Source organism: Lactobacillus sp. ESL0246, from assembly GCF_003692965.1.
Taxonomy (GTDB): Bacteria; Bacillota; Bacilli; order Lactobacillales; family Lactobacillaceae; genus Lactobacillus.
In genome coordinates, this window is record NZ_REHC01000011.1 from 23,511 (window position 1) to 46,915 (window position 23,405).

General features: G+C 37.5%; 25 protein-coding genes, 2 tRNA genes and 1 pseudogene. 2 read left to right on the forward strand and 26 right to left on the reverse strand.

Going from position 1 to position 23,405, the window contains the following annotated elements; all coding sequences use genetic code 11:
- Nucleotides 1-17: 17 nt before the first annotated feature.
- The 19 genes from rpsH to rpsL all read right to left on the reverse strand — a co-directional run bounded on the left by rpsH (nucleotide 18) and on the right by rpsL (nucleotide 10,235).
- Nucleotides 18-416 (reverse strand): 30S ribosomal protein S8, encoded by a 399-nt coding sequence (gene rpsH, locus F5ESL0246_RS06395; RefSeq protein WP_122018815.1) that lies wholly within the window; start codon nucleotides 414-416, stop codon nucleotides 18-20.
- A gap of 20 nt (nucleotides 417-436) precedes the next feature.
- Entirely contained in the window at nucleotides 437-622 is a 186-nt protein-coding gene (locus tag F5ESL0246_RS06400) for a type Z 30S ribosomal protein S14 (protein WP_046307561.1), read from the reverse strand.
- Between the two features lie 12 nt (nucleotides 623-634).
- On the reverse strand, nucleotides 635-1,177 hold the full coding sequence (rplE, locus tag F5ESL0246_RS06405; protein ID WP_122018817.1) for a 50S ribosomal protein L5: 543 nt from the start codon (nucleotides 1,175-1,177) through the stop codon (nucleotides 635-637).
- Between the two features lie 14 nt (nucleotides 1,178-1,191).
- Entirely contained in the window at nucleotides 1,192-1,443 is a 252-nt protein-coding gene (rplX, locus tag F5ESL0246_RS06410) for a 50S ribosomal protein L24 (RefSeq protein WP_122018819.1), read from the reverse strand.
- A 17-nt stretch (nucleotides 1,444-1,460) separates the two neighbouring features.
- Entirely contained in the window at nucleotides 1,461-1,829 is a 369-nt protein-coding gene (rplN, locus tag F5ESL0246_RS06415; RefSeq protein ID WP_090092306.1) for a 50S ribosomal protein L14, read from the reverse strand.
- Between the two features lie 31 nt (nucleotides 1,830-1,860).
- Complete coding sequence (rpsQ, locus tag F5ESL0246_RS06420) at nucleotides 1,861-2,127, reverse strand: 30S ribosomal protein S17 (protein WP_122018822.1); 267 nt, start codon at nucleotides 2,125-2,127, stop codon at nucleotides 1,861-1,863.
- Between the two features lie 18 nt (nucleotides 2,128-2,145).
- A complete protein-coding gene (gene rpmC / locus F5ESL0246_RS06425) occupies nucleotides 2,146-2,343 on the reverse strand; it encodes a 50S ribosomal protein L29 (RefSeq protein ID WP_122018825.1) in 198 nt (65 codons plus the stop codon).
- Nucleotides 2,333-2,773: a 50S ribosomal protein L16 gene (gene rplP / locus F5ESL0246_RS06430; protein WP_122018827.1), complete on the reverse strand. Its 441-nt coding sequence runs from the start codon at nucleotides 2,771-2,773 to the stop codon at nucleotides 2,333-2,335. The genes rpmC and rplP overlap by 11 nt, the downstream gene beginning before the upstream one ends.
- The gene (gene rpsC / locus F5ESL0246_RS06435; RefSeq protein WP_122018829.1) at nucleotides 2,773-3,444 is read right to left on the reverse strand and encodes a 30S ribosomal protein S3; all 672 of its coding nucleotides are present in this window, start codon (nucleotides 3,442-3,444) and stop codon (nucleotides 2,773-2,775) included. Before rpsC ends, rplP begins: the two co-directional genes overlap by 1 nt.
- A 13-nt stretch (nucleotides 3,445-3,457) precedes the next feature.
- Nucleotides 3,458-3,811: a 50S ribosomal protein L22 gene (gene rplV, locus F5ESL0246_RS06440; RefSeq protein ID WP_122018831.1), complete on the reverse strand. Its 354-nt coding sequence runs from the start codon at nucleotides 3,809-3,811 to the stop codon at nucleotides 3,458-3,460.
- Nucleotides 3,812-3,829: 18 nt separating this feature from the next.
- The gene (gene rpsS, locus F5ESL0246_RS06445) at nucleotides 3,830-4,108 is read right to left on the reverse strand and encodes a 30S ribosomal protein S19 (protein ID WP_122018832.1); all 279 of its coding nucleotides are present in this window, start codon (nucleotides 4,106-4,108) and stop codon (nucleotides 3,830-3,832) included.
- Nucleotides 4,109-4,126: 18 nt separating this feature from the next.
- The gene (gene rplB / locus F5ESL0246_RS06450) at nucleotides 4,127-4,963 is read right to left on the reverse strand and encodes a 50S ribosomal protein L2 (RefSeq protein WP_122018835.1); all 837 of its coding nucleotides are present in this window, start codon (nucleotides 4,961-4,963) and stop codon (nucleotides 4,127-4,129) included.
- Between the two features lie 15 nt (nucleotides 4,964-4,978).
- Nucleotides 4,979-5,284: a 50S ribosomal protein L23 gene (gene rplW / locus F5ESL0246_RS06455; RefSeq protein WP_122018838.1), complete on the reverse strand. Its 306-nt coding sequence runs from the start codon at nucleotides 5,282-5,284 to the stop codon at nucleotides 4,979-4,981.
- Nucleotides 5,281-5,913, reverse strand: a complete 633-nt coding sequence (gene rplD, locus F5ESL0246_RS06460) for a 50S ribosomal protein L4 (RefSeq protein ID WP_122018840.1) — start codon at nucleotides 5,911-5,913, stop codon at nucleotides 5,281-5,283. The genes rplW and rplD overlap by 4 nt, the downstream gene beginning before the upstream one ends.
- A 14-nt stretch (nucleotides 5,914-5,927) precedes the next feature.
- Nucleotides 5,928-6,557, reverse strand: a complete 630-nt coding sequence (rplC, locus tag F5ESL0246_RS06465) for a 50S ribosomal protein L3 (RefSeq protein WP_122018842.1) — start codon at nucleotides 6,555-6,557, stop codon at nucleotides 5,928-5,930.
- A 24-nt stretch (nucleotides 6,558-6,581) separates the two neighbouring features.
- Nucleotides 6,582-6,890: a 30S ribosomal protein S10 gene (rpsJ, locus tag F5ESL0246_RS06470; RefSeq protein ID WP_046327486.1), complete on the reverse strand. Its 309-nt coding sequence runs from the start codon at nucleotides 6,888-6,890 to the stop codon at nucleotides 6,582-6,584.
- Nucleotides 6,891-7,227: 337 nt separating this feature from the next.
- Nucleotides 7,228-9,321 carry an elongation factor G gene (gene fusA, locus F5ESL0246_RS06475; protein ID WP_122018844.1) on the reverse strand — a complete coding sequence of 698 codons (2,094 nt, stop codon included), beginning with the start codon at nucleotides 9,319-9,321 and terminating at the stop codon, nucleotides 7,228-7,230.
- A 21-nt stretch (nucleotides 9,322-9,342) separates the two neighbouring features.
- Entirely contained in the window at nucleotides 9,343-9,813 is a 471-nt protein-coding gene (gene rpsG, locus F5ESL0246_RS06480; RefSeq protein ID WP_122018846.1) for a 30S ribosomal protein S7, read from the reverse strand.
- Between the two features lie 14 nt (nucleotides 9,814-9,827).
- Nucleotides 9,828-10,235: a 30S ribosomal protein S12 gene (rpsL, locus tag F5ESL0246_RS06485; RefSeq protein WP_046325359.1), complete on the reverse strand. Its 408-nt coding sequence runs from the start codon at nucleotides 10,233-10,235 to the stop codon at nucleotides 9,828-9,830.
- Here rpsL and F5ESL0246_RS06490 point away from each other — a divergent pair.
- Nucleotides 10,225-11,103: an A24 family peptidase gene (locus F5ESL0246_RS06490; protein WP_122018848.1), complete on the forward strand. Its 879-nt coding sequence runs from the start codon at nucleotides 10,225-10,227 to the stop codon at nucleotides 11,101-11,103. The two genes, rpsL and F5ESL0246_RS06490, sit on opposite strands and share 11 nt — an antisense overlap.
- Nucleotides 11,104-11,154: 51 nt before the next feature.
- Here F5ESL0246_RS06490 and rpoC read toward each other — a convergent pair whose 3' ends face one another.
- The 5 genes from rpoC to F5ESL0246_RS06515 all read right to left on the reverse strand — a co-directional run bounded on the left by rpoC (nucleotide 11,155) and on the right by F5ESL0246_RS06515 (nucleotide 21,663).
- The gene (gene rpoC, locus F5ESL0246_RS06495; RefSeq protein ID WP_122018850.1) at nucleotides 11,155-14,820 is read right to left on the reverse strand and encodes a DNA-directed RNA polymerase subunit beta'; all 3,666 of its coding nucleotides are present in this window, start codon (nucleotides 14,818-14,820) and stop codon (nucleotides 11,155-11,157) included.
- A gap of 16 nt (nucleotides 14,821-14,836) precedes the next feature.
- On the reverse strand, nucleotides 14,837-18,478 hold the full coding sequence (locus F5ESL0246_RS06500; protein WP_122018852.1) for a DNA-directed RNA polymerase subunit beta: 3,642 nt from the start codon (nucleotides 18,476-18,478) through the stop codon (nucleotides 14,837-14,839).
- A 209-nt stretch (nucleotides 18,479-18,687) separates the two neighbouring features.
- Nucleotides 18,688-21,183, reverse strand: a complete 2,496-nt coding sequence (locus tag F5ESL0246_RS06505; protein ID WP_122018854.1) for an ATP-dependent Clp protease ATP-binding subunit — start codon at nucleotides 21,181-21,183, stop codon at nucleotides 18,688-18,690.
- A gap of 293 nt (nucleotides 21,184-21,476) precedes the next feature.
- A tRNA-Pro gene (locus F5ESL0246_RS06510) sits at nucleotides 21,477-21,550 on the reverse strand.
- Nucleotides 21,551-21,591: 41 nt separating this feature from the next.
- Nucleotides 21,592-21,663 (reverse strand) — tRNA-Gly (locus tag F5ESL0246_RS06515).
- Nucleotides 21,664-21,811: 148 nt separating this feature from the next.
- Here F5ESL0246_RS06515 and F5ESL0246_RS06520 point away from each other — a divergent pair.
- Nucleotides 21,812-22,102: a hypothetical protein gene (locus F5ESL0246_RS06520; protein ID WP_122018856.1), complete on the forward strand. Its 291-nt coding sequence runs from the start codon at nucleotides 21,812-21,814 to the stop codon at nucleotides 22,100-22,102.
- A gap of 210 nt (nucleotides 22,103-22,312) precedes the next feature.
- On the opposite strand, the pseudogene F5ESL0246_RS08390 reads toward F5ESL0246_RS06520, so the two are convergent.
- A pseudogene (locus tag F5ESL0246_RS08390) lies at nucleotides 22,313-22,607 on the reverse strand (transposase); the annotation flags it as partial.
- 228 nt (nucleotides 22,608-22,835) lie between these two features.
- A complete protein-coding gene (locus F5ESL0246_RS08395; protein WP_233551605.1) occupies nucleotides 22,836-23,186 on the reverse strand; it encodes a hypothetical protein in 351 nt (116 codons plus the stop codon).
- Between the last annotated feature and the right edge of the window lie 219 nt (nucleotides 23,187-23,405).

The following is a 23,405-nucleotide window of genomic DNA, read 5'->3' on the forward strand; positions in this document are numbered from 1 at the left end:
TCTCCTTTCTGTCAGAATTACCAAATGTAGGCAATAACTTCGCCACCAACATTTTTTTGTCTTGCTTCTTTATCGGTAATCACACCTGCAGAAGTAGAAACGATGGCAATACCTAATCCATTAAGAACTTTAGGTAAATTTTCTGCGCTAACATAATTTCTAAGACCTGGTTTAGAAATTCGCTTTAAGCCTGAAATAACACGTTCCCCATCTGGACCATACTTCAAGAAGATTTTAATAACCCCTTGCTTGTTGTCATCAGTAACTTCGTAATCACGGATAAAGCCTTCGCGTTTTAAGATTTCTGAAATAGATTTTTTTATGTTTGATGCAGGAATTTCAACAGAACTGTGTTTTGCCATGTTGGCATTTCTAATTCTAGTCAAATAATCTGCAATCGGATCTGTCATGACCATTTATGCTATCCTCCTCCGTATTACCAACTAGCCTTTTTAAGGCCAGGTATTTGACCCTTGTGAGCTAAATCTTTCAGACAAATACGGCATAAGCCAAATTTACGATAAACGGAGTGTGGACGACCACATCTCTCGCAACGAGTATATTCACGTGAAGAGAATTTAGCAGGACGATGATTTCTAATTTTTTGTGACGTTTTAGCCATTAGTGTCCTCCATTATTTTGCAAACGGCATGCCAAATTGAGTCAAAAGCTCACGCGCTTCTTCATCAGTATTGGCTGTAGTAACGATAACAACATCTAAGCCTCTTGTCCGATTAACTTTATCAAAGTCAATTTCTGGGAAAATCAATTGTTCTTTAATTCCCAAGGTATAGTTGCCCCGACCGTCAAATGAACGACTTGAAACACCACGGAAGTCACGAACACGAGGAAGTGAAACGCTAATTAATTTGTATAAAAAATCGTACATTCTATCACCTCTAAGAGTAACCTTAGCACCGATAGACATGCCTTCACGTAAGCGGAAGTTTGCAATTGATTTCTTAGCCTTAGTAACTAATGGCTTTTGACCAGAAATCAAAGTTAATTCATCAACAGCCTCGTCCAAGTTCTTAGCATTTGATACAGCATCACCAACACCCATGTTTAAAACGATTTTTTCAATCTTGGGTACTTGCATAACCGAGCTATATTCAAATTTGTCTTGCAACGCAGGGATAATTTTTTCCTTATATTCTTGAGCTAAATAATTTGCCATTTGTATCCTCCCTTCTACTTGTTAGTTTCTTCTTTTTTGCTTTCAGACTTAGCAATAACCTTAACATTTGAAGCATGAATTGAACCCTCTGATTCAACCACTCCACCATTTGCGTTGGTTTGTGAAGGTTTTTGGTGTTTTTTAACTGTATTAACGCCTTTAACAACCACACGGTTCTTCTTAACGTTAACAGCCAAAACAGTACCTTCTTTACCTTTGTCTTTTCCGGCAATTACTTTTACTTTATCACCAGTTTTAACAAACATCAGTGCACCTCACTTAATTATAAGACTTCAGGAGCAAGAGAGACGATCTTCATAAAGTCGTGCTCACGCAACTCACGTGCAACAGGCCCAAAGATACGAGTTCCACGTGGGCTTTTATCTGCATTAATAACTACGCCGGCATTTTCATCAAACTTAATGTATGAACCATCTTCGCGACGTGCGCCTGATTTTGTTCTAACAATAACAGCTTTAACAACGTCACCTTTTTTGACAACGCCACCTGGTGTTGCTTGTTTAACAGTTGCTACTACGATGTCACCAATGTTACCAGTCTTACGCTTTGATCCACCTAAGACTCTAATAACTAAAAGTTCTCTGGCACCTGAGTTATCAGCAACCTTCAAACGGGATTCATTTTGAATCACTGTATAATCCTCCCCTCACTAAATCCGCAAGTTAAACAGATTTCTTGACAATTTCTACTAAACGAAAGCGTTTTGTACGAGATAATGGACGAGTTTCCATGATACGAACAGTATCGCCAACTTTAGCTTCATTATTTTCGTCTTGTGCGTAATATTTCTTTGAGTATCTAATACGCTTATTGTAAACAGGGTGATTCTTATAAGTATCAACAACTACTGTAATAGTTTTATCATTCTTATCAGAAATTACTCGACCTTGATATACGTGACGACTATTTCTTTCGATTGATTCGCTCAAGTTAATAACTCCCTTCCACTAATCGTTTTTTAAAGCTTTTTCACTAAGAATTGTTTTAATTCTAGCGATATTTTTGCGGACTTTGTTTAGGCGAGCGGTATTTTCTAATTGACCCGTTGCTTGTTGGAAACGCAAGTTAAAGAGTTCTTCTTTATATTGCTTTTCTTTATCTAACATTTGATCATTGGTTAGTGCTCTGATTTCCTTAGCCTTCATTAGAATTGCCACCTACTTCCGAACTTTTAGTCACAAACTTACATTTAATTGGTAATTTAGTAGATGCAAGTCTTAATGCTTCACGAGCAGTTGCCTCACTAACTCCACCAATTTCAAACATAATTTTTTCTCTCTTAACTACAGCTACCCAGCCGGCTGGTGCACCTTTACCAGATCCCATACGTACACCTACACCCTTAGCAGTGTATGACTTTTGAGGGAAAATTCTAATCCAAACTTTACCACCACGTTTCATATAACGAGTCATAGCAACACGGGCAGCTTCAATTTGTTGATTAGAAATCCAGTGAGATTCAAGAGCTTGCAAACCATATTCACCAAAAGCAATGGTTTTTCCACCCTTTGCAGCGCCACGCATCTTACCACGAAATTCACGACGGTGTTTTACTCGCTTTGGTACTAGAGGCATTATTTGTTTCCTCCCTTCACAGCTTTTTCTGGTTTTTTACCCTTTGAAGGCAAAATTTCACCACGATTAATCCATACTTGAACTCCAATTTCACCATAAGTGGTGAATGCATTTACCCAAGCATAATCAATATCAGCTCTCAAAGTCTGTAATGGGACACGGCCTTCAGTATGCCATTCTCTTCTTGCCATGTCGGCACCATTTAACCGACCAGAAGTTTGTACTCTGATTCCAGTAGCACCAGCACGCATAGTTCTTTGAGTAGCTTGACGAATTGCACGTCTAAAAGCAATACGAGCTTCAAGTTGGCTAGCAATGCTTTCGGCTACCAACTTAGCATCAAGATCTGGCTTTTTAATTTCAATAATATTTACTTGAACTTGTTTTTTAGTCAAAGCGTTTAATTCTTTTCTCAAAGCTTCAACTTCAGAACCACCTTTACCAATAACCATACCTGGTTTAGCGGTATTGATTGAAACGTTAATTCTGTTTGCTGCACGTTCGATTTCAATAGTAGAAACAGAGGCATCTTTTAATTTCTTAGAAATGAATTTTCTGATGCGCAGGTCTTCATTTAAGGTTTCTTTGTATCCTCTGTCAGCATACCATTTTGATTCCCAGTCGCGAATTACGCCGAGACGAAAACCATTTGGGTTAATCTTTTGACCCATTAATATACCTCCCTTAATCGTTCTTTTCTGAAACTACTACAACTACGTGACTTGTTCTCTTGTTAATTGGAGAAGCCATACCTTTTGCACGTGGTCTGAATCTCTTTAGTGTTGCACCTTCATTAACGTAAGCTTCTGATACGTATAGATTGGCACTTTCGAGATCGTAATTATGTTCCGCATTAGCAATTGCTGAGCGTAAAACTTTTTCAACGATTGGGGAAGCAGCTCTAGGCGTAAATTGCAAGATTGCCAATGCTTCGGCAACATCTTTGCCACGAATTAAGTCGACAACTAAACGCGCTTTTCTTGCAGCAATACGAACAGTTCTTGCTTCAGCCCTAGCTGAGCTAATTTGTTCTGCCATTTAAGTGTTTCTCCTCTCTTATCTTGTAGCCTTATCGTCAGATGTTTTATGTCCATGGAAAGTTCTCGTTGGAACAAATTCACCTAATTTATGGCCAACCATGTCCTCAGTAATATATACAGGAACATGCTTTCTGCCATCGTAAACAGCTATAGTCAATCCAACAAAGGAAGGGAAAATAGTTGAACGACGTGACCAAGTCTTAATAACCTGCTTTTTTTCTGTATCTGCTTGTGCATCAACCTTTTTTAGTAATGATGCATCAGCAAAAGGCCCTTTTTTAATACTACGGCTCATTAATTAACCCTCCTTCTACTACTTGCTACCCTTACGGTGACGAATAATTAACTTCTCACTAGCTCTCTTACTATTTCTAGTCTTAATGCCGCGAGCTTTCTTACCCCAAGGAGTCATAGGTTGTGGACGACCAACTGGAGCCTTACCTTCACCACCACCATGTGGGTGATCATTAGGGTTCATTACAGATCCACGAGATTGTGGACGTCTGCCTAACCAGCGACTACGACCAGCTTTACCTAATTGAATTAATGAATGTTGTTCATTTCCGACAACTCCAATAGTTGCACGACAAGCTGATAAGATCTTGCGAACTTCCCCACTCTGTAGTTTAACCAAAGTGTATTTTCCATCATTACCCAAAACTTGAGCACTGGTACCTGCACTTCTTACAAGTTGTCCGCCTTTTCCAGGTCTTAATTCAATATTATGAATTGAAGTGCCTGTCGGTATGTCTTTTAATGGTAAGGCGTTGCCTGGCTTGATATCTGCACTAGAACCAGATTCAACAACATCTCCAACTTTTAAACCTTTGGATGCTAGAATATAAGCTTTAATACCGTCAGTGTAATGAAGAAGAGCAATATTTGCTGTCCGGTTTGGATCATATTCGATTGCCTTAACTACAGCTTTTGCATTATCTTTATTCCGCTTAAAATCAATGATACGATACTTTTGCTTGTGACCACCACCACGGTGTCTACTTGTAATATGACCATATGAATTACGACCTGCAGTATGTGATTGTGATTCAAGCAAAGTACGTTCTGGTTTGCTTTTAGTAATCTCAGCAAAGTCGGAAGAAGTCATATTACGGCGACCATTTGTGGTTGGCTTATAAATCTTAATAGCCAATTGTCTGACCTCCTATTACTTATTCTCTTCTGTATTTTCGTCTTTAAAAATTTTGATGTCGTTTGAATCTTCAGTCAAAGTCACAATTGCTTTACGCGTACGAGCGGTTTTACCAGTATAACGCCCCACTCGCTTGTCTCTTCCACGAACATTCATGATATTTACTTTTTTGACCTTTACATCAAAAATTTCTTCAACAGCATTACGAACTTGAGTTTTGGTTGCGGTTAAAAGCACGTTGAAAGTGTACTTCTTATCATCCATTAAGTTCGTTGACTTTTCAGTAATGACAGGTCTTAAAATGATATCGTGTGAACTCATTTCTTTGCAGCCCCCTCAACATTCTCTTCAATCTTTTCAACAGCATCCTTAGTCAGGATTAATTTGTTGTAGTTAACAACATCCTCAACATTTAATCCGTTGATTGTGATTACCTTAACGTTTGGTAAGTTCTTAGCTGAAAATTGAACATTTCTATCCTCTGATACAACTAATACCTTACCTTCAACATTCAAACTGTCTAGCATTGCTTTGAATTCTTTAGTCTTAGGAGCTGACATTGTCAACTGATCTAAAACAATCAAATCATTGTCAAGTAGCTTTTGGGAAAGAACTGACTTAATAGCCAAACGGCGCTGTTTTCTTGGCATTGAATAAGCATAAGAACGTGGAGTTGGTCCAAAGACAACACCACCACCACGCCATTGCGGTGATCTGATGGAACCTTGACGAGCACGACCTGTTCCCTTTTGCTTCCATGGCTTTTTACCACCACCACGAACAGCGGATCTATTTTTGACTTTTGAAGTACCTTGATGTTTACCAGCTCTTTGTCTAATAATTGCGTCAAAAACTACACTTTCATTTGGGGTAATGCCAAAGATATTATCGTTTAAAGCAACTTCACCAGCATCTTTACCTTTTTGATCGATAACTTTTAAATTAGCCATTCTAGTCCTCCTTCCTAATCGTTATTCTTAACAGCAGATTTAACAGTAATTAATGAGTTTTTAGCACCAGGAATATTACCCTTAATTAGTAAAACATTCTTATCTGCTACAACCTTTTCAATTACTAAGTTTTCAATGGTAACTTTCTTTACACCCATGTGTCCGGGCAACCGTTTGCCTTTAGGCACACGATTTATGATTGAACCCATTGAACCAGGAATTCTATGATATCTTGATCCATGAGTCTCGGGTCCTCGTGATTGACCCCAGCGCTTAATGTTACCTTGGTATCCATGACCTCTTGTAATTCCAGTAACGTCTACTACGTCGCCTTCCTTAAATGTGTCCACAGTAACTTCTGAGCCGACTTCATAGTCCTTAAGCTCAACTCCGCGGATTTCACGAATGAAGCGCTTAGGCGAAGTCTTTGCTTTTGCAGCATGACCTTTTTCTGGTTTGTTGCTCAAAACTTCACGCTTATCTTGGTAGCCCAATTGAACTGCTTCGTAACCGTCTGATTCAACAGTTTTAACTTGCATAACAACATTAGGAGTTGCTTCAACAACAGTTACGGGAACAAGGATACCATCTTTGGTGAAGATTTGAGTCATACCGACTTTTCTTCCTAAGATTCCTTTGGTCATGATTACACCTCTTTCTCTTTAAAATTATAGTTTGATTTCGATGTCAACACCACTTGGTAGATCAAGCTTCATCAAAGAATCAACAGTCTTAGGTGTTGGATTTAAAATATCAATTAACCGCTTGTGCGTACGCATTTCAAATTGTTCACGTGAATCTTTGTTCTTGTGCGGTGAACGAAGAACTGTAAACAAAACCCTTTCTGTTGGCAATGGAACTGGGCCTGAAATTTCAGCACCAGTTCTCTTTGCAGTAGCTACAATCTTAGCAGCTGATTCATCGAGAATACCATGTTCGTATGACTTAAGTCTAATACGAATTGATTGACTTGCCATTAAATTACCTCCTTAACGTCTTCTTTAAAAGATGACTAGCTTCCGCAAAAATTCCCGGCATCATCTCTGTGGCAATGCAGCCTGGTGTGCCGCAACCTTTTGCATCAACGCTTTACAACAAATAAGTGTTTTAGAGCATAATATGCCCCAAATACACAAAGACTATTGTAACTAGTTTCAGCTTCAATATCAAGGGTTTTAGCACATTTTTTGTTTTTTTAAGCTAGACAAATATACTCTTTACTATTTTCAACTATTATTCTCTAAGTAATTAGAATACAAAAAGAGCTATTGGATTTACCAATAGCTCGATTATTTTTACTTTAATTACCAAAAACTATTCTGCGTTACCGCCACGTTTTTTAATAATTTCTTCTTGAATTGACTTAGGAGTGGCTGCATAGTGATCAAATACCATTGTGAAAGTACCACGTCCTTGAGTCGATGAACGTAAAGTTGTTGCATAACCAAACATTTCAGCTAATGGGACCATTGAATTCAATACCTTAGCTCCTGAACGGTCTTGCATATTATCCATCGTACCACGACGAGCAGTAATTGATCCCATTACATCACCCAAATATTCCTCAGGCGTAATTACCTGAACCTTCATAATTGGCTCAAGAATTACAGCACCTGCCTTAGGAGCAGCATTCTTCAATGCGATAGACGCAGCAACCTTGAATGCGGCTTCTGAAGAGTCAACTTCATGATAACTACCATCATAAAGTTTAGCTTTGACGTCGATCAATGGGTACCCTGCTAAAATACCATTCTTCATTGATTCTTGTAATCCAGCATCTACTGATGGGATAAACTCACGAGGAACAACACCCCCGACAATGGCATCTTCAAATTCGTAACCTTTGCCTCTTTCATTTGGAGTAAATTCAATCCAAACGTCACCGTATTGGCCCTTACCACCTGATTGACGGACAAATTTACCTTGCGCTTGAGCAGCTTTAGTAAAGGTTTCACGATAAGCAACTTGAGGCTCACCAATCTTTGCCTCAACGTGGAACTCACGTTTCATACGCTCAACCATGATTTGCAAGTGCAATTCACCCATTCCTGAAATTAAAGTCTGACCAGTTTCAGCATTAGTTTCAGCTCTGAAAGTTGGGTCTTCTTCAGTTAACTTTTGTAATGCAACATCCAATTTGTCACGATCGGCTTTTGACTCTGGCTCAATAGAAACTTGAATAACAGGGTCTGGCACTTCCAAACTTTCCAAAATTAACGGATGATCAGGATCTGTCAACGAATCACCTGTTGTAGTATTCTTCAAGCCAATAGCACCAGCAATATCACCGGAGAATACTTCAGAAATTTCGTTTCTCGAGTTTGCATGCATTTGTAGCAAACGACCAACACGTTCACGACCATTTTTGGAAGCATTCAAAACATATGAACCCGATTCTAATGAACCAGTATAGACACGGATGTAAGTCAAACGACCAACAAATGGGTCAGTAGCAATCTTAAAAGCAAGAGCTGAAAATGGTTTATCATCACCAGCAATTAATTCAACTTCTTCACCAGTCTTAGGATCATGAGCAACATAAGGCTTAACATCTAATGGTGATGGTAGATAATCCACAACACCATCAAGCATCATTTGAACACCCTTGTTCTTAAAAGCCGAACCAGCAAATACTGGGAATGCTTTCAGATCTAAAGTTGCTTTACGAATAGCTGCTTTCAGTTCATCAATAGAAATTTCTTCACCGTTAAGGTATTTGTCCATAATGTCGTCATCAACATCAGCAACTTGTTCAATCAATTCAGCACGACGTTTTTCTGCTTCTTCTTTGTATTCGTCAGGAACAGGAATAGTATCCCACTTAGAACCCAGTTTATCTTCATCATAAATATCGGCTACCATGTTAATTAAGTCAATAACACCTTCAAACGATTCTGCAGAGCCAATTGGCATCTGAACAGCTAAAGCATTGGCGTTTAAACGTTCATGTAAAGATGTAACAGACTTATCAAAATCTGCGCCTATCTTGTCCATTTTGTTAATGAAAACAATTCGAGGAACACCGTAAGTTTCAGCTTGGCGCCAAACATTTTCAGTTTGAGGCTCTACACCTGCCTGAGCATCAAGAACAGTTACTGCACCATCAAGAACCCTAAGTGAGCGTTCAACTTCAATAGTGAAGTCGACGTGTCCTGGGGTGTCAATAATGTTAATTCTATAATCATTCCATTGTGCAGTGGTAGCGGCTGAAGTAATGGTAATACCACGTTCTTTTTCTTCATCCATCCAGTCCATCTGTGAGTCACCTTCATGAGTCTCACCAATTTTATGAATTTTACCAGTGTAGTAAAGAATACGCTCTGTAGTGGTAGTCTTACCCGCATCAATGTGGGCCATGATACCAATATTACGTGTTTTTTCTAATGGAAATTCACGTTTATTAGCCATAAATTTTCTCTCCTTAAAAAATTAGAAACGATAATGAGCAAATGCACGGTTCGCTTCAGCCATACGATGAACATCTTCACGCTTCTTAACTGCTGAACCAGTATTATTTGAAGCATCAATAATTTCATTGGCTAAACGTTCATCCATAGTATGTTCATTACGTAAACGAGCATATGATACTAACCATCTTAAACCAAGGGTAGTTCTTCTTTCAGGACGAACTTCTACTGGAATCTGATAGTTTGAACCACCAATACGGCGAGCTCTAACTTCCAACACTGGCATAATGTTATTCATTGCTTCTTCAAAAACATCAAGTGGTTCCTTACCTGTCTTATCTTTGACGATATTGAAAGCATCATAAAGGATTGAAGATGCCTTAGCTCTCTTACCATCAATCATTAAATGGTTGATTAATTTAGTAACAAGCTTTGAGTTGTATACTGGATCCGCTAAAATATCTCTTTTAGTTACATGTCCTTTTCTAGGCATTATTTAACTCCTCCTTAATCTTTCTTAGCGCCGTACTTAGAACGACCTTGTTTTCTACCATCAACACCAGCAGTATCAAGGGCGCCACGAATAATATGATAACGCACACCAGGAAGGTCTTTTACACGACCACCACGAATTAAGACAACCGAGTGCTCTTGTAAATTGTGACCTTCACCCGGAATATATGCAGTTACTTCAATCAAGTTAGACAGACGAACACGCGCATATTTACGTAAGGCAGAGTTTGGTTTCTTTGGTGTCATTGTGCCGACACGGGTTGCAACGCCACGCATTTGTGGAGCAGGATTTGCAACTAATTCCTTTTTCATACTGTTATAGCCATAGCTTAAAGCTGGTGACTTTGATTTAGTCGTCTTAGTATGACGACCTTTTCTTACCAATTGATTAATGGTTGGCATTAAAATTTTCCTCCTAATAAATCGTTTATTTTGTTCACATACCCAGGAGTTTCTTTTTTATCCTGAACGATTCTTAAAAAATTTACATAAACTATTCTACTCGTTTTTAATAAAAAATCAAACTCTATTAACAAATAATTCTCTTTTTGGAGTATTTAATACTGAGGTGCTTAATATGGAATGGATTTTTAAATTAACTAATTATTTGATTGGAACTTGTTTAGCATCCCACGCAGCACTAATTTGTGATCGTTGGGATGATGGAAATTTTATTTTCACGCGTTCTCGCTGCTCATTTTGTCATACAGAACTCTGTTTACTAGACGAATTACCAATCTTTTCTTATTTCTGGCTACACGGTAAATGCCGATACTGTCATAACTTTATTCCACCTAAACTTGTGGTAATTGAAATCATTGGAGGATTTGCCTTTATTTCTTTTGATTTTAGTAAATTACTTGATATTTTAACAGCAATTTTTGTTTTTTCTCTTTTACTTGCAGCAATTTGTGATTATGACCAAATGGAATTTTATCTTATAATGATTTTGCCGGCAGTCATTCTTGCATTATGGCAAAGCCCTAAAATTTTTTCATATCAATTATTCGATTTCATTCAATTAATTCCGGTTTTAATTACATTAATATATTATAGCTTGACTAAAAAACTAGGTTTTGGTGATTTTCTCATTTATCTCACTTTAGCACTTTATTTCAATCCAGAGTTTGCAAATCATGTTTTTCTTTTTGGAGCATTATTTTCACTTACACATTTTTTATTAGATGAAACGCTTCGTTCTACAACATCTGCAATTGCTTTTGTACCCGATATTTTTTTAGGACTAATCGTTCAATTATTACTAAGGTAACAAAAATAGCGTTCCTATTCTTGATAGTAAAACGCTATTAGTTAAACAGTATTAATTTTGAGGTTCCTTAGCTTTGTCAGCTTCCTTCATTCTCTTCTCAATATCTGCAATTGAGTATACTGATTCTGGTTGCTTAACATCCGCTTCTGGTTCCATATTACGATAAATTGGAAGACCTGTACCCGCAGGAATAATCTTACCAATAATGACGTTTTCCTTTAATCCAAGTAGTGGATCATTCTTACCTCTAATTGATGCATCGGTAAGTACTCGTGTTGTTTCCTGGAATGAGGCAGCAGATAAGAAGCTGTTAGTTTCAAGAGCTGCCTTAGTAATACCAAGAATTACACTCTGAGCAGTTGCAGGAATACCACCAGAAATAATAACTGATGTGTTACGCTCCTTAAACTGACCAATATCCATAATTTCACCTGGTAACAAGTTAGTCTCACCAGGATCAAGTACGCGAACTTTCTGTAACATTTGTCTAGTTAATACTTCGACATGCTTATCTGAAATATCAACCCCTTGCATCCGATATGCTTTTTGAACTTCAACTAAAATGTATTCTTCCGTTGTTAAGGTATCTGTAACTTGAATTAATTCTTTTGGATCAATTGATCCCAGTGTTAATTTGTCCCCACGCTTGACTTCATCGCCTTCTGCAATTGCAACTGAAGCAGTGTAAGGCACACTATAACTTCTGGTATCAATTTTACCCTTAACAGTGATTTCTCGTGTATGCTCTGCAGGATTTTCTTGGATAGAATCAATTATACCATCTACTTCCGAGATAACTGCGCGACCTTTCGGATTACGAGCTTCGAATAGTTCTTGAACACGAGGTAAACCTTGAGTAATATCTTCAGCACCAGCAACACCACCATTGTGAAATGTACGTAATGTAAGCTGAGTACCTGGTTCTCCAATTGATTGAGCGGCAACAGTACCTACTGCTTCGCCAACTTCAACTTCTTCACCAGTTGCTAAGTTCATACCATAACATTTACGACAAACACCATGAGGTGTATCACAAGTTAAAATTGATCGTATTTTAACATCTGTTACTCCAGCATCACAAATCTTATGCGATAAGTCTTCATCCATAATGACATTAGGCCCAACAATTACTTCACCGGTCTTAGGATCTTTAACTGTTTCTGCAGTGAACCGACCAAGCAAACGATCATAAAGTGGCTCAATTAATTCGTCACCTTCCATGATTGCATGTACGTCAATTCCACGATCAGTATTACAATCATCTTCACGAATAATAACATCTTGAGCAACATCAACTAACCGTCGAGTTAAATAACCAGACTGTGCAGTCTTTAAAGCGGTATCTGTCATACCCTTACGAGCTCCATGAGTTGACATGAACAATTCCAGAACTGACAAGCCCTCTTTAAAGTTAGAAGTAACGGGAATTTCAAATAATCCTCCATTTGGTGTGGCCATTAAGCCACGCATTCCAGCTAACTGAGTAAAGTTGGAAATATTACCACGAGCCCCCGAGTCTGCCATGATTGTAATTGGATTGCGTGGATCATAAATCTGGGCAATTTCATCCTGAACCTGATCCTTACATTTGTTCCAAATACTAATTACTCGATCATGACGTTCTTGTTCAGTAATTAATCCTCTTCTAAATTGCTTCGAAACAATATCAACTTGCTTATGAGCAACAGCTACTTTTTCATCTTTATCATCAATTTCAGGAACATCAGTCATACCAATTGTAATTCCTGAAGTAGTTGAACTAGTATATCCTAAAGTTTTTAAATCATCTAAATATTCAGAAGTTCTTTGAACTTTATAATACTTGTAAATGGTCGCAATAGAGTCTGACAAAAATGATTTCTTGAACGGTGTTGAAATCAATTCACCGGCTACATTATCAATTTTTTCATGAATATCTTCCCCTGGTTCCAAAAAGTACTTGTTTGCAAGCGGATGATTTAAATTTTCTTCAGTCGGTTCATTAATATAGAAATAATCTTCTGGAAAAATTTGGTTAAAAATCACACGACCATATGTCGTAATAAAAATACCATGTTCCAACCCCTTAGGCCAAGCTTTTCTTGGCATTGAGTCAGCAGACATCCCAATAATAGTATGATAATGAATGTCGCCATTGTTATATGCAACTGTAGCTTCATCGGGTGAATTGAATATCATTCCCTCACCTTCGCGACCTTTTTCAGCTTGTGTTAACCAGTAATTACCCAAAACAATATCCTGTGATGGAGTAACAATTGGCTTACCATCCTTAGGTGCTAAAATATGGTGCGCAGCTAACATTAAAAGTCTTGACTCTGCAACAGCTTCATCTGATAAAGGCACGTGGATAGCCATCTGGTCACCATCAAAGTCAGCATTGTATGCTTCACATGCCAATGGATGTAATCTGATTGATTTACCAGGAACTAAAACAGGTTCGAATGCTTGAATACTCAAACGGTGTAAAGTAGGAGCACGGTTTAATAAAACTGTTCTTTCTTTAATTACATCTTCAAGTACATCCCAGACTTCATCATCTTCACGATCAATCTTTCGCTTAGCACTCTTTATATTTGAAGCTATTTTGCGATTTACTAATTCATGCATGACAAACGGCTTAAAAAGTTCAAGTGCCATAGGTCGCGGAACACCACATTGATAAAATTTCAATTTTGGTGAAACATCAATAACAGAACGACCAGAATAGTCAACACGCTTACCTAGCAAGTTTTGACGAAAACGTCCCTGTTTACCCTTCAACATATGTGAAAGTGATTTAAGTGGACGATTCCCCGGACCGACAACTGAACGACCACGACGACCATTATCAATTAAAGCATCGACAGCTTCTTGCAACATTCGTTTTTCATTTTGGACAATAATATTCGGGGCATTTAAATCCAATAAGCGTTTCAACCGATTATTTCGATTAATTACTCGCCGATATAGATCATTTAAATCAGATGTAGCAAATCGACCACCTTCAAGTTGAACCATTGGACGTAAATCCGGTGGGATAACTGGAACAGCATCAATTACCATCCATTCGGGTTTGTTTCCTGAATCTTTAAATGCATCTAAAATATCCAGTCTTCGGATTGCACGCGTTCTCTTTTGACCAGTAGCTGTTTCCAACTCTTTCTTTAAATCGGTTACTTCTTTAGTTAAATCAACTTTACGAAGTAAATCGCGAATTGCTTCTGCACCCATCTTTGCTTCAAAGCGATTGCCATATTTTGCTTTTTGTTCACGATACTCAACTTCAGTTAGTAGTTCTTTAAACTCAAGATCAGTGTCACCTGGATCAATTACAATATACGCTGCAAAGTAAATTACTTCCTCAAGTAAACGTGGAGACATATCAAGAATCAATCCCATTCTTGACGGAATCCCTTTAAAATACCAAATATGAGTCACTGGTGCAGCTAATTCAATGTGTCCCATGCGCTCTCTTCTAACTTTAGAAGAAGTAACTTCAACACCACAACGATCACAAACGATACCGCGATATCTTACACCCTTATATTTACCACACGCGCAAGACCAATCTTTAGTTGGTCCAAAAATTCTTTCATCAAATAACCCATCTTTTTCCGGCTTTAGAGTACGATAATTAATCGTTTCTGGCTTTTTGACTTCTCCATAAGACCAACTACGGATTTTATTAGGCGATGCTAGTCCAATTTGCATGCTTTCAAATTTATTAACGTCAATCAAAAGTTTAACCCCCTACTTACTTAGAAATCTTATCGTCATTATTGGATTGAACAACTGGAACATCTGTTTCTTGAGGTTCATTAGTTTCTTCATCCTCAGATTTTGCGGTTTCTTCGGCTAACTTCTTCTTCTGTTGCTCTTCTGCCATCTTAGATAAGGTGTCAATATTCAAGTGCTCACTTGAATCATCATCCATGTCACGCAATTCAACTTCGTTATGATCCATATCAAGTACACGAATGTTCAAGCCCAGCGATTGCAGCTCCTTAACAAGAACCCGGAAAGACTCAGGTACACCTGGTTTAGGAATTCTTTCTCCCTTAACAATTGCTTCGTATGCTTTAACACGACCAACAACATCGTCTGATTTATATGTCAAAATTTCTTGGAGAGTATATGCCGCACCATATGCTTCAAGTGCCCAAACTTCCATTTCACCGAAACGCTGACCACCAAACTGTGCCTTACCACCAAGAGGTTGCTGAGTAACTAACGAATATGGCCCAATTGAACGTGCATGAATTTTATCATCGACCATGTGTGTTAATTTCAAATAGTGCATTATTCCAACAGAAACCCGATTGTGGAACGGCTCACCTGTTCGACCATCATAAAGAACTGTCTTTCCGTCCTTATCAATTCCAGCTTTATGAACTGTATCCCAAACATCATCTTCGCTAGCACCATCAAATACTGGAGTTGCAACATGTATACCCAAACTATTAGCAGCACGACCTAAGTGTAACTCCAAGAGCTGACCGATATTCATACGAGAAGGAACACCCATTGGATTCAGACAAATATCTACCGGAGTACCATCTGGCAAGTATGGCATATCCTCTTCAGGAACAACAGCAGCAACGGTACCCTTGTTTCCATGACGTCCAGACATTTTATCTCCAACTTGAATTTTTCTCTTTTGGGCTATATAGACACGAACTAAAGTATTAACACCTGGTGAAAGTTCATCACCATTTTCACGTGTGTACACTTTAACATCACGAACAATACCGCCGCCACCATGGGGAACACGTAAAGAAGTGTCACGAACTTCACGAGCTTTTTCACCAAAAATTGCGTGAAGCAATCTTTCTTCTGCTGAAAGTTCAGTCACACCTTTAGGCGTAACCTTACCGACTAAAATATCACCATCATGTACTTCAGCACCAACGCGAACAATACCATCAGCATCAAGATCTTTAAGAGCATCCTCACCAACATTAGGTAATTCACGTGTAATTTCTTCAGGACCAAGCTTAGTGTCACGAGCTTCTGATTCGTAGTCCTCAATACTGATTGAAGTATAAACATCATCTTTAACTAAACGTTCAGAAAGCATGATGGCATCTTCATAGTTATACATATTCCAAGTCATAAAGGCAATTACCGGATTTTGTCCTAGGGCTAATTCTCCATGATCCATCGTTGGACCATTAACGATAACTTGCCCTTGCTCAACTCTATCGCCTAATTTAACGTTTGGAGTTTGATTATATGATTTAGAATTGTTTGACCGACGATATTTCTCAAGTGTGTATTTATCTAAAGTACTATCATCACGACGAATCCTAATTGTATTTGCATCAACATATTCAACTGTTCCTGGAGCCTTGGCTAACATAGCTGCACCAGAGTCATGAGCAGCACGATATTCCATCCCAGTACCTACAAGCGAACTATGTGGATTAATCAATGGAGCAGCCTGACGTTGCTGATTAGCCCCCATCAAGGCACGATTAGAGTCATCGTTTTCCAAAAATGGAATACATGCTGAAGCAACCGAAACAACTTGCTTGGGAATAACGTCCATATAGTCAATTTTATCAGGACTAACTTCGACATTATCTTCCTTATGACGTGCCAAAATCAAGTCGTCTTTAAATGAACCGTCTGGATTCAGATGGGTGTTAGCACCAGCAATAATATAATCATCTTCAACGTCAGCCGTTAAATAATCAATTTTATCAGTAACTTTATGGGTCTTCCAAGAAACACGCCGATATGGCGTTTCTATAAATCCATATTTATTAATCACTGCATACGTTGCAAGAGAGTTGATTAAACCAATATTAGGACCTTCAGGAGTTTCAATTGGACATAAACGTCCGTATTGAGTGTAGTGTACATCCCGCACTTCATAACCTGCACGGTCACGAGTCAATCCTCCGGGCCCCAATGCAGACATCCGTCGTTTATGTGTCAGTTCTCCCAATGGATTATGTTGATCCATGAACTGTGACAATTGTGATGAGCCGAAAAATTCTTTTAAACTGGCTACAATTGGACGAATATTAATTAATTGTTGTGGAGTAACAGTTGATGGATCTTGAATTGACATTCTTTCACGGACAACACGTTCCATTCTTGCTAAACCAATTCTAAATTGGTTTTGTAATAATTCGCCCACACGACGAATTCGACGGTTTCCCAAATGGTCGATATCGTCAGTATTTCCAATCCCATCTTGTAACAATAAGAAGTAATTAATTGAAGCCAATACATCGGCTGGTGTCAGATATTTAACATCTTTGTCGATATGCCCATTAGAAATAATCTTAACTACACGTTCTGGATTAACTTTTGAATAGACTTTAACTTCTTGAACAACAATCGGATCTGGTAAGACTCCTTCACTTGAAGGTTCATAAGTTACCATCTTAAAATCGTCACGATCAAGGTATTTTTCTAATGTTTCCATTACTTCATGAGTGACAATAGTACCTTTTTTAGCAACAATTTCACCAGTATCTGGATCTGCCAAGGTTTCAGCTAAAGTTTGACCATATAAGCGATTCTTTAAAGATAACTTTTTGTTAACCTTGTAACGACCAACAGTTGCTAAATCATAACGACGAGGGTCAAAAAAGCGTGCATAAAGTAGGGAACGTGACGAATCAGTCGTCTTAGGTTCACCAGGACGCAGACGCTCATATACGTCCTTTAATGCTTCGGCAACACGGGAATCTGCCGGATTCTTATGAACATCCTTGTCTAAAGTAAATTGCAAAGTATCACTTTGACCAAAAATATTTAAAATCTCATCGTCTGAGCCAATTCCCAGTGCACGAATTAAAACAGTCAATGGCAGTTTACGTGTCCGATCTACACGAACATAAGAAACATTTTTCGCATCTGTTTCATATTCTAGCCATGCACCCCGGTTAGGGATTACAGTTGTACCAAAAATTTGCCGACCATTTTTATCATAATCACCTGAATAATAAACACTAGGTGATCTAACAAGTTGCGAAACAATAACTCTTTCAGCACCATTAATGATAAATGAACCTGATTCTGTCATTAATGGTAAGTCACCAAAGAAAACATCTTGGGTTTTTATTTCACCAGTTTTTTGATTAGTTAACTTTAAAGTAACATGCATGGGAGCTGCATAAGTAGCATCATGATCACGCGCTTCATCAACAGTATACTTTGGTTTTTGTAATTTATAACCTAAGTATTCTAAAGAAAGCTTACCTGAAAAGTCACTAATGGGCATAATGTCATCAAAAACTTCTTTAATTCCTTCATCCAAAAACCATTTATATGATTCTGTTTGGACATCAGTCAAGTTAGGCAGTTTCAATACTTCTTTAATGCGTGAAAAACTGCGTCTTGTTCGATGTTTACCAAAATTAACTACGTGTCCATTTAACAAGGAGAAAACATCCTTTCTATCAGAGAAAGCTAGTATTACATTTTAATTACAAATTCAAAAAGCTGGCATTTTAAGCATAAAAAAGACAAAAACAACTGTTGTCATTTTTGTCCTTTATTATTCTACTGGACAATATATCAGTAGAATCCTGAAAATCAGCTATTAAATCAAAATTAATGATATCAATTTTCTTTATTATTGTCAACAAACTAGTTTGATTTAACCATGTGCTTATCAGCAGCCCTATTAATAGTAAATTTTAATTTATTGTAATTACAACCAATTTTTAACACATCGCCAGCTTTAATTTCACCGTTAATTAACATTTCTGCAATTTTATCCTCGATACTACTTTGAATCTCTCTTCTTAGTGGGCGTGCTCCCATTTCAGGGTTATAACCATCCTTAGCAATTTTATCCATTGCTGCAACCGAAATTTTTAATTGAACACCTTGTTTCTTTAATCGAATAATCAATTTATGCGTAAGTAATGTTACAACTTGGCGTAATTGTTTTTGATTAAGTTCATCGAAAATAATTGTATCATCAATCCGATTTAAAAATTCTGGTCTAAAAAATTGCTTCAGTGCTTGACGAACACGGTCTTGTCTCATTTTGGTTTGACTAGTATTATCCGCATTAAATCCAACAGCCTTTGTCTCAAATAATGACCTTGAACCTAAGTTAGAAGTCATAATAATAATTGTGTTCTTAAAATCAACCTTGCGACCTTTAGCGTCTGTCAAAAAGCCATCATCAAGTACTTGTAACAATAAATTAAAAACATCTGGATGTGCTTTCTCAACTTCATCAAGCAAAATAACTGAGTATGGGTGTCGCCGTACCTTTTCGGATAATTGTCCACCCTCTTCATAGCCAACATATCCAGGAGCAGAACCAATTAGCTTACTGCTAGCAATTTGATCCATGTATTCTGACATATCAATCCGAATCAAGTTACGCTCAGAGCCAAAAATAGCCGCTGCAATTGCTTTAGCAAGTTCTGTTTTCCCGACACCGGTGGGACCTAAGAATAAAAATGAACCAATCGGTCTATTTTCATCTCTAATCCCACTACGACTACGTCGAACTGCTCTACTAATAGCTGAAACAGCTTTTTCTTGTCCAACAATTCGTTGATGTAAGAAATTTTCAAGATTAGCCAAATGTTTAGTTTCATCGCGATTCATTTGTGTTACAGGAACACCGGTCCAATTAGATACCACTTTAGCAATATCTTCTGGTTGAACAACTGCACTTTTTTGCGTAGTTTTATCTAAGGTAGTCAACAACTTAGCCTGTTTTGTTTTTAACGCATTTTGCCTTTCTTGAAATTTAGCTGCTTCTACAAAGTTCTGATTAACAGCAGCCTGATTCTTTTGCTCAATCACTTTTTTTATTTGTTCATTAATTTGTAGTAACTGATTATTAGATCCTCTTCCCGATCTAATTTTAACTGCTGCACTAGCTTCATCAATCAAATCAATTGCTTTATCAGGTAAATACCGATTAGTAATATAGCGACTGGACAAGTCGACGGCATTTTTTAATGCTTGATCTTCAATTTTAACATGGTGAAAAGCCTCATATTTTGATTTTAAACCAGTTAAAATTGCATATGATTCTTCCGAAGTAGGTTCATTTAAACGAACAATCTGAAACCGCCGAGCTAATGCTTGATCTTTTTCAATATACTTTTGATATTCATCAAAGGTGGTTGCACCAATCATTTGAATATCACCACGAGCAAGCGAAGGTTTTAAAATATTAGCGGCATCAATTGACCCTTCTGCACCCCCTGCACCAATCAGTGTGTGCATTTCATCAACAAAAAGTATAATATTACCATCATTAGTGATTTCTTTAATGATTTTCTTTAAGCGATCCTCAAACTCACCACGGTATTTAGTTCCAGCGACCAATCCACCTAGATCAAGCGAAATTACTTGCTTAAAAAGTAAGTCATGTGGGACTTTCTTGGCAATAATTGCGCTTGCAATTGCTTCTGCAACCGCAGTCTTGCCAACACCAGGTTCACCAATCAAGACAGGATTATTTTTATTTCTACGTGATAAAATTTCAATTACTCGAGAAACTTCTTGATCACGTCCGATGACCGGATCAATACGACCATTTTCAGCACGCTCATTTAAGTTGACAGAAACTTGATCAAGGGTAGGAGTTGTACTAGAATCATTTGCTCCGCTAAAATCAGATTCGTTAATATTAGACCAACCATTATTATCAGCAGAGCTATCTTCAGCATCAGTTTCCTCACCTAGACTGTGAAAAACATCATCCTTTAAGCCATTTAAATCAATATTTAAATTTTGTAAAATCACTGAGGCTAATACTTGCTTATTTAATATCAATCCCAACAAAATATGACTAGTCGTGATTTGAGATGAATTTTCACGTTCAGCTAACGTACCCGCGTAAGCAAGCACCATACTCAACCTCGGTGACATTTCCATATACGTAGCTTTACCAGCTGAACCATATCCAGTATAACGTTCAATTTCTTCACGAATTGTGGTTGGTGTTGCTCCCCAAGAACGCAAATTTTTACCAGCTTCACCATCTGATTCAATAACCATCGCAAGAAGTACATGCTCAGTACCAATTAATCGATGATGAAAACTTTGAGCTTGTTCACGTGCAATTTCTAAAACTTGATTTGCACTTCTAGTATAAGATTTTTTCATCATAGCACCACCTTTACAAGTAACGTGTATCAACTATAAACTTTTTTGCTGAAATGTAAAATATTCTGTTTCAAGTTAACTTAATTCATGCCAAAAAACATTGCTATTATTATAACAAAGACTCCCTTGAGATGCGAATATCCTACTCAAATCATTTGCTAATTAATACTAATCACTTTGAATATTATTAAGAAATTTACTTACATATTCATTATATGATTTTTACCAACTTTTCTAAAATAACAAAATACCTTTATATCAACTTTAATTGTCGATATAAAGGTATTACGTAATCGGGAAAACAGGATTCGAACCTGCGACCTCTACGTCCCGAACGTAGCGCTCTACCAAGCTGAGCTATTTCCCGTTAAATAAAAAATCCCATCATAGTGGACGGGATTTATCTGAAGCGGAAGACGGGATTCGAACCCGCGACCCCCACCATGGCAAGGTGATGTTCTACCACTGAACTACTTCCGCAAGACATTTATTATTATAGCAGACAAATATAGTTTTTCAACCTTTTTTTAAAAAAATCTAAATAGCTAGTTATTTTATAAGACAAAAGATTATTACATTAACAAAAATTCGGTATATTTGTACAAATAATAATAAAAGGAAAAGATCTATGCAAAATGAACCAGAAAATTTATTGCACTTATCCAAAAATCAACTATCCTTTACTGATCAACATGTGTGTATACTCTTAAACAATCTTGGAAGTATTGATCCACATTTTTGCTATAAACTTAGTTATAGTCTTTTAGAACGTGGTTTTCAGGAAAATTCTTTTAGTAAAAAGCAACTTAGAGTGATTATCAATTTTTTATTAATAAAAACCCTGTTTTATCAAATTACTAAACCTAAGAATAATGCTGCTTTTTTGCAATTATTTACTGCCCTATTGGGAAAGCACTAATTTTGAAAATGGATAGTGACCAAACTATTTTAACCACCGATTAACGTCAAATATTGAATGTCTGGTTAGCAATGCTTCAAGTTGCTATTTTTTCCTAAAAAGGCCTGAGTTACAAGTACTAATTGCTAATTTAATTAATAATAAACGTTGATATACAAAAAACAGGTAGCTGATGATATGAACCCCAAAATTAGGATACTCTATTAGCTGCTAACTGAGGACTAACTGCCGATATTCAATCGGAGTTAGTCCTTTTAGTTTGATATTAATTCTTTTCTGGTTGTAATACTTAATGTAGACCCTGATTGCGTCTTCTAGTTCATTAATATTTTTAAATTGCTTTTCAAACACATAAAACATTTCCCGCTTGAGTATGCCAAAGAAGCCTTCCATTAAGCCATCATCAAGGAAATTGCCTTTGCATGACCTTGATTGGCTAATGCCATGGTTTTTCCAGCCATGCTTAAAACTGAGCATTTTGGTATTGCCAGCCTTGATCGGTGTGGAAGATCAATCCGTTTGCCGGATGCTTGGCCAGCGTTTACTGACCATGCCAAACAGTTTCAATTTGTTCATTAAGCGCTGCACCTCTTTATGATTAACTAATAAACCGCGACATTTTAATTCCCAAGTAATGCGACATAGCCATAGCGGTGCTTGTGTTCTTCATAAATAGCTTTGATTTCAGTCATTGTTGCCCCGATCTTTATCCTTCTTCAAAGTGTAGTAATAGTTACTGCCATGACAGGTGGAGCAGCTGTGGATTGGCATTGATAGTACCAAGAATGAAAGTTACGCCGACTTTAAGTTCGCGTCTTAGTTGGGTAACTGCCTGGGCTATTTCCGTGGCTTGCGGTTCATGGTCTGCTGGTTGACTAAGACGCTTAATTTTTTTACAAATTCGTTCTCGCTTTCCAGCTTTAAGTTCTACTGGCGTAAGTGTTCGTTTTCTTGCTTGAGTCGGTGATTTTCCTGCTTGATCAGCTGTTGACTTTTGGTCATGGTGCGGTCGTCCTCTCCGGTGATTAATGATATTATAACCATTTTTGCGGTATTCGCACAGCCAATGTGTAACGTGCCACAACTTTTCAAACCTAAATCTAGTGCTACTTGATAGCCAGGCTGACGTGCAATTAATGCCAGCAAATAATCAATATTAGACCTTCTAACCTGGTAACACCAACTTAATTCAGTAGAACTAATTTGATAATCATGCCAAAGATGATAGCTTGTAATTTTATCTTGTTTAGATAATTTAGCCATAAAAATATGACCTCCGAAATTGTTCTAATTTCGGGGGTCA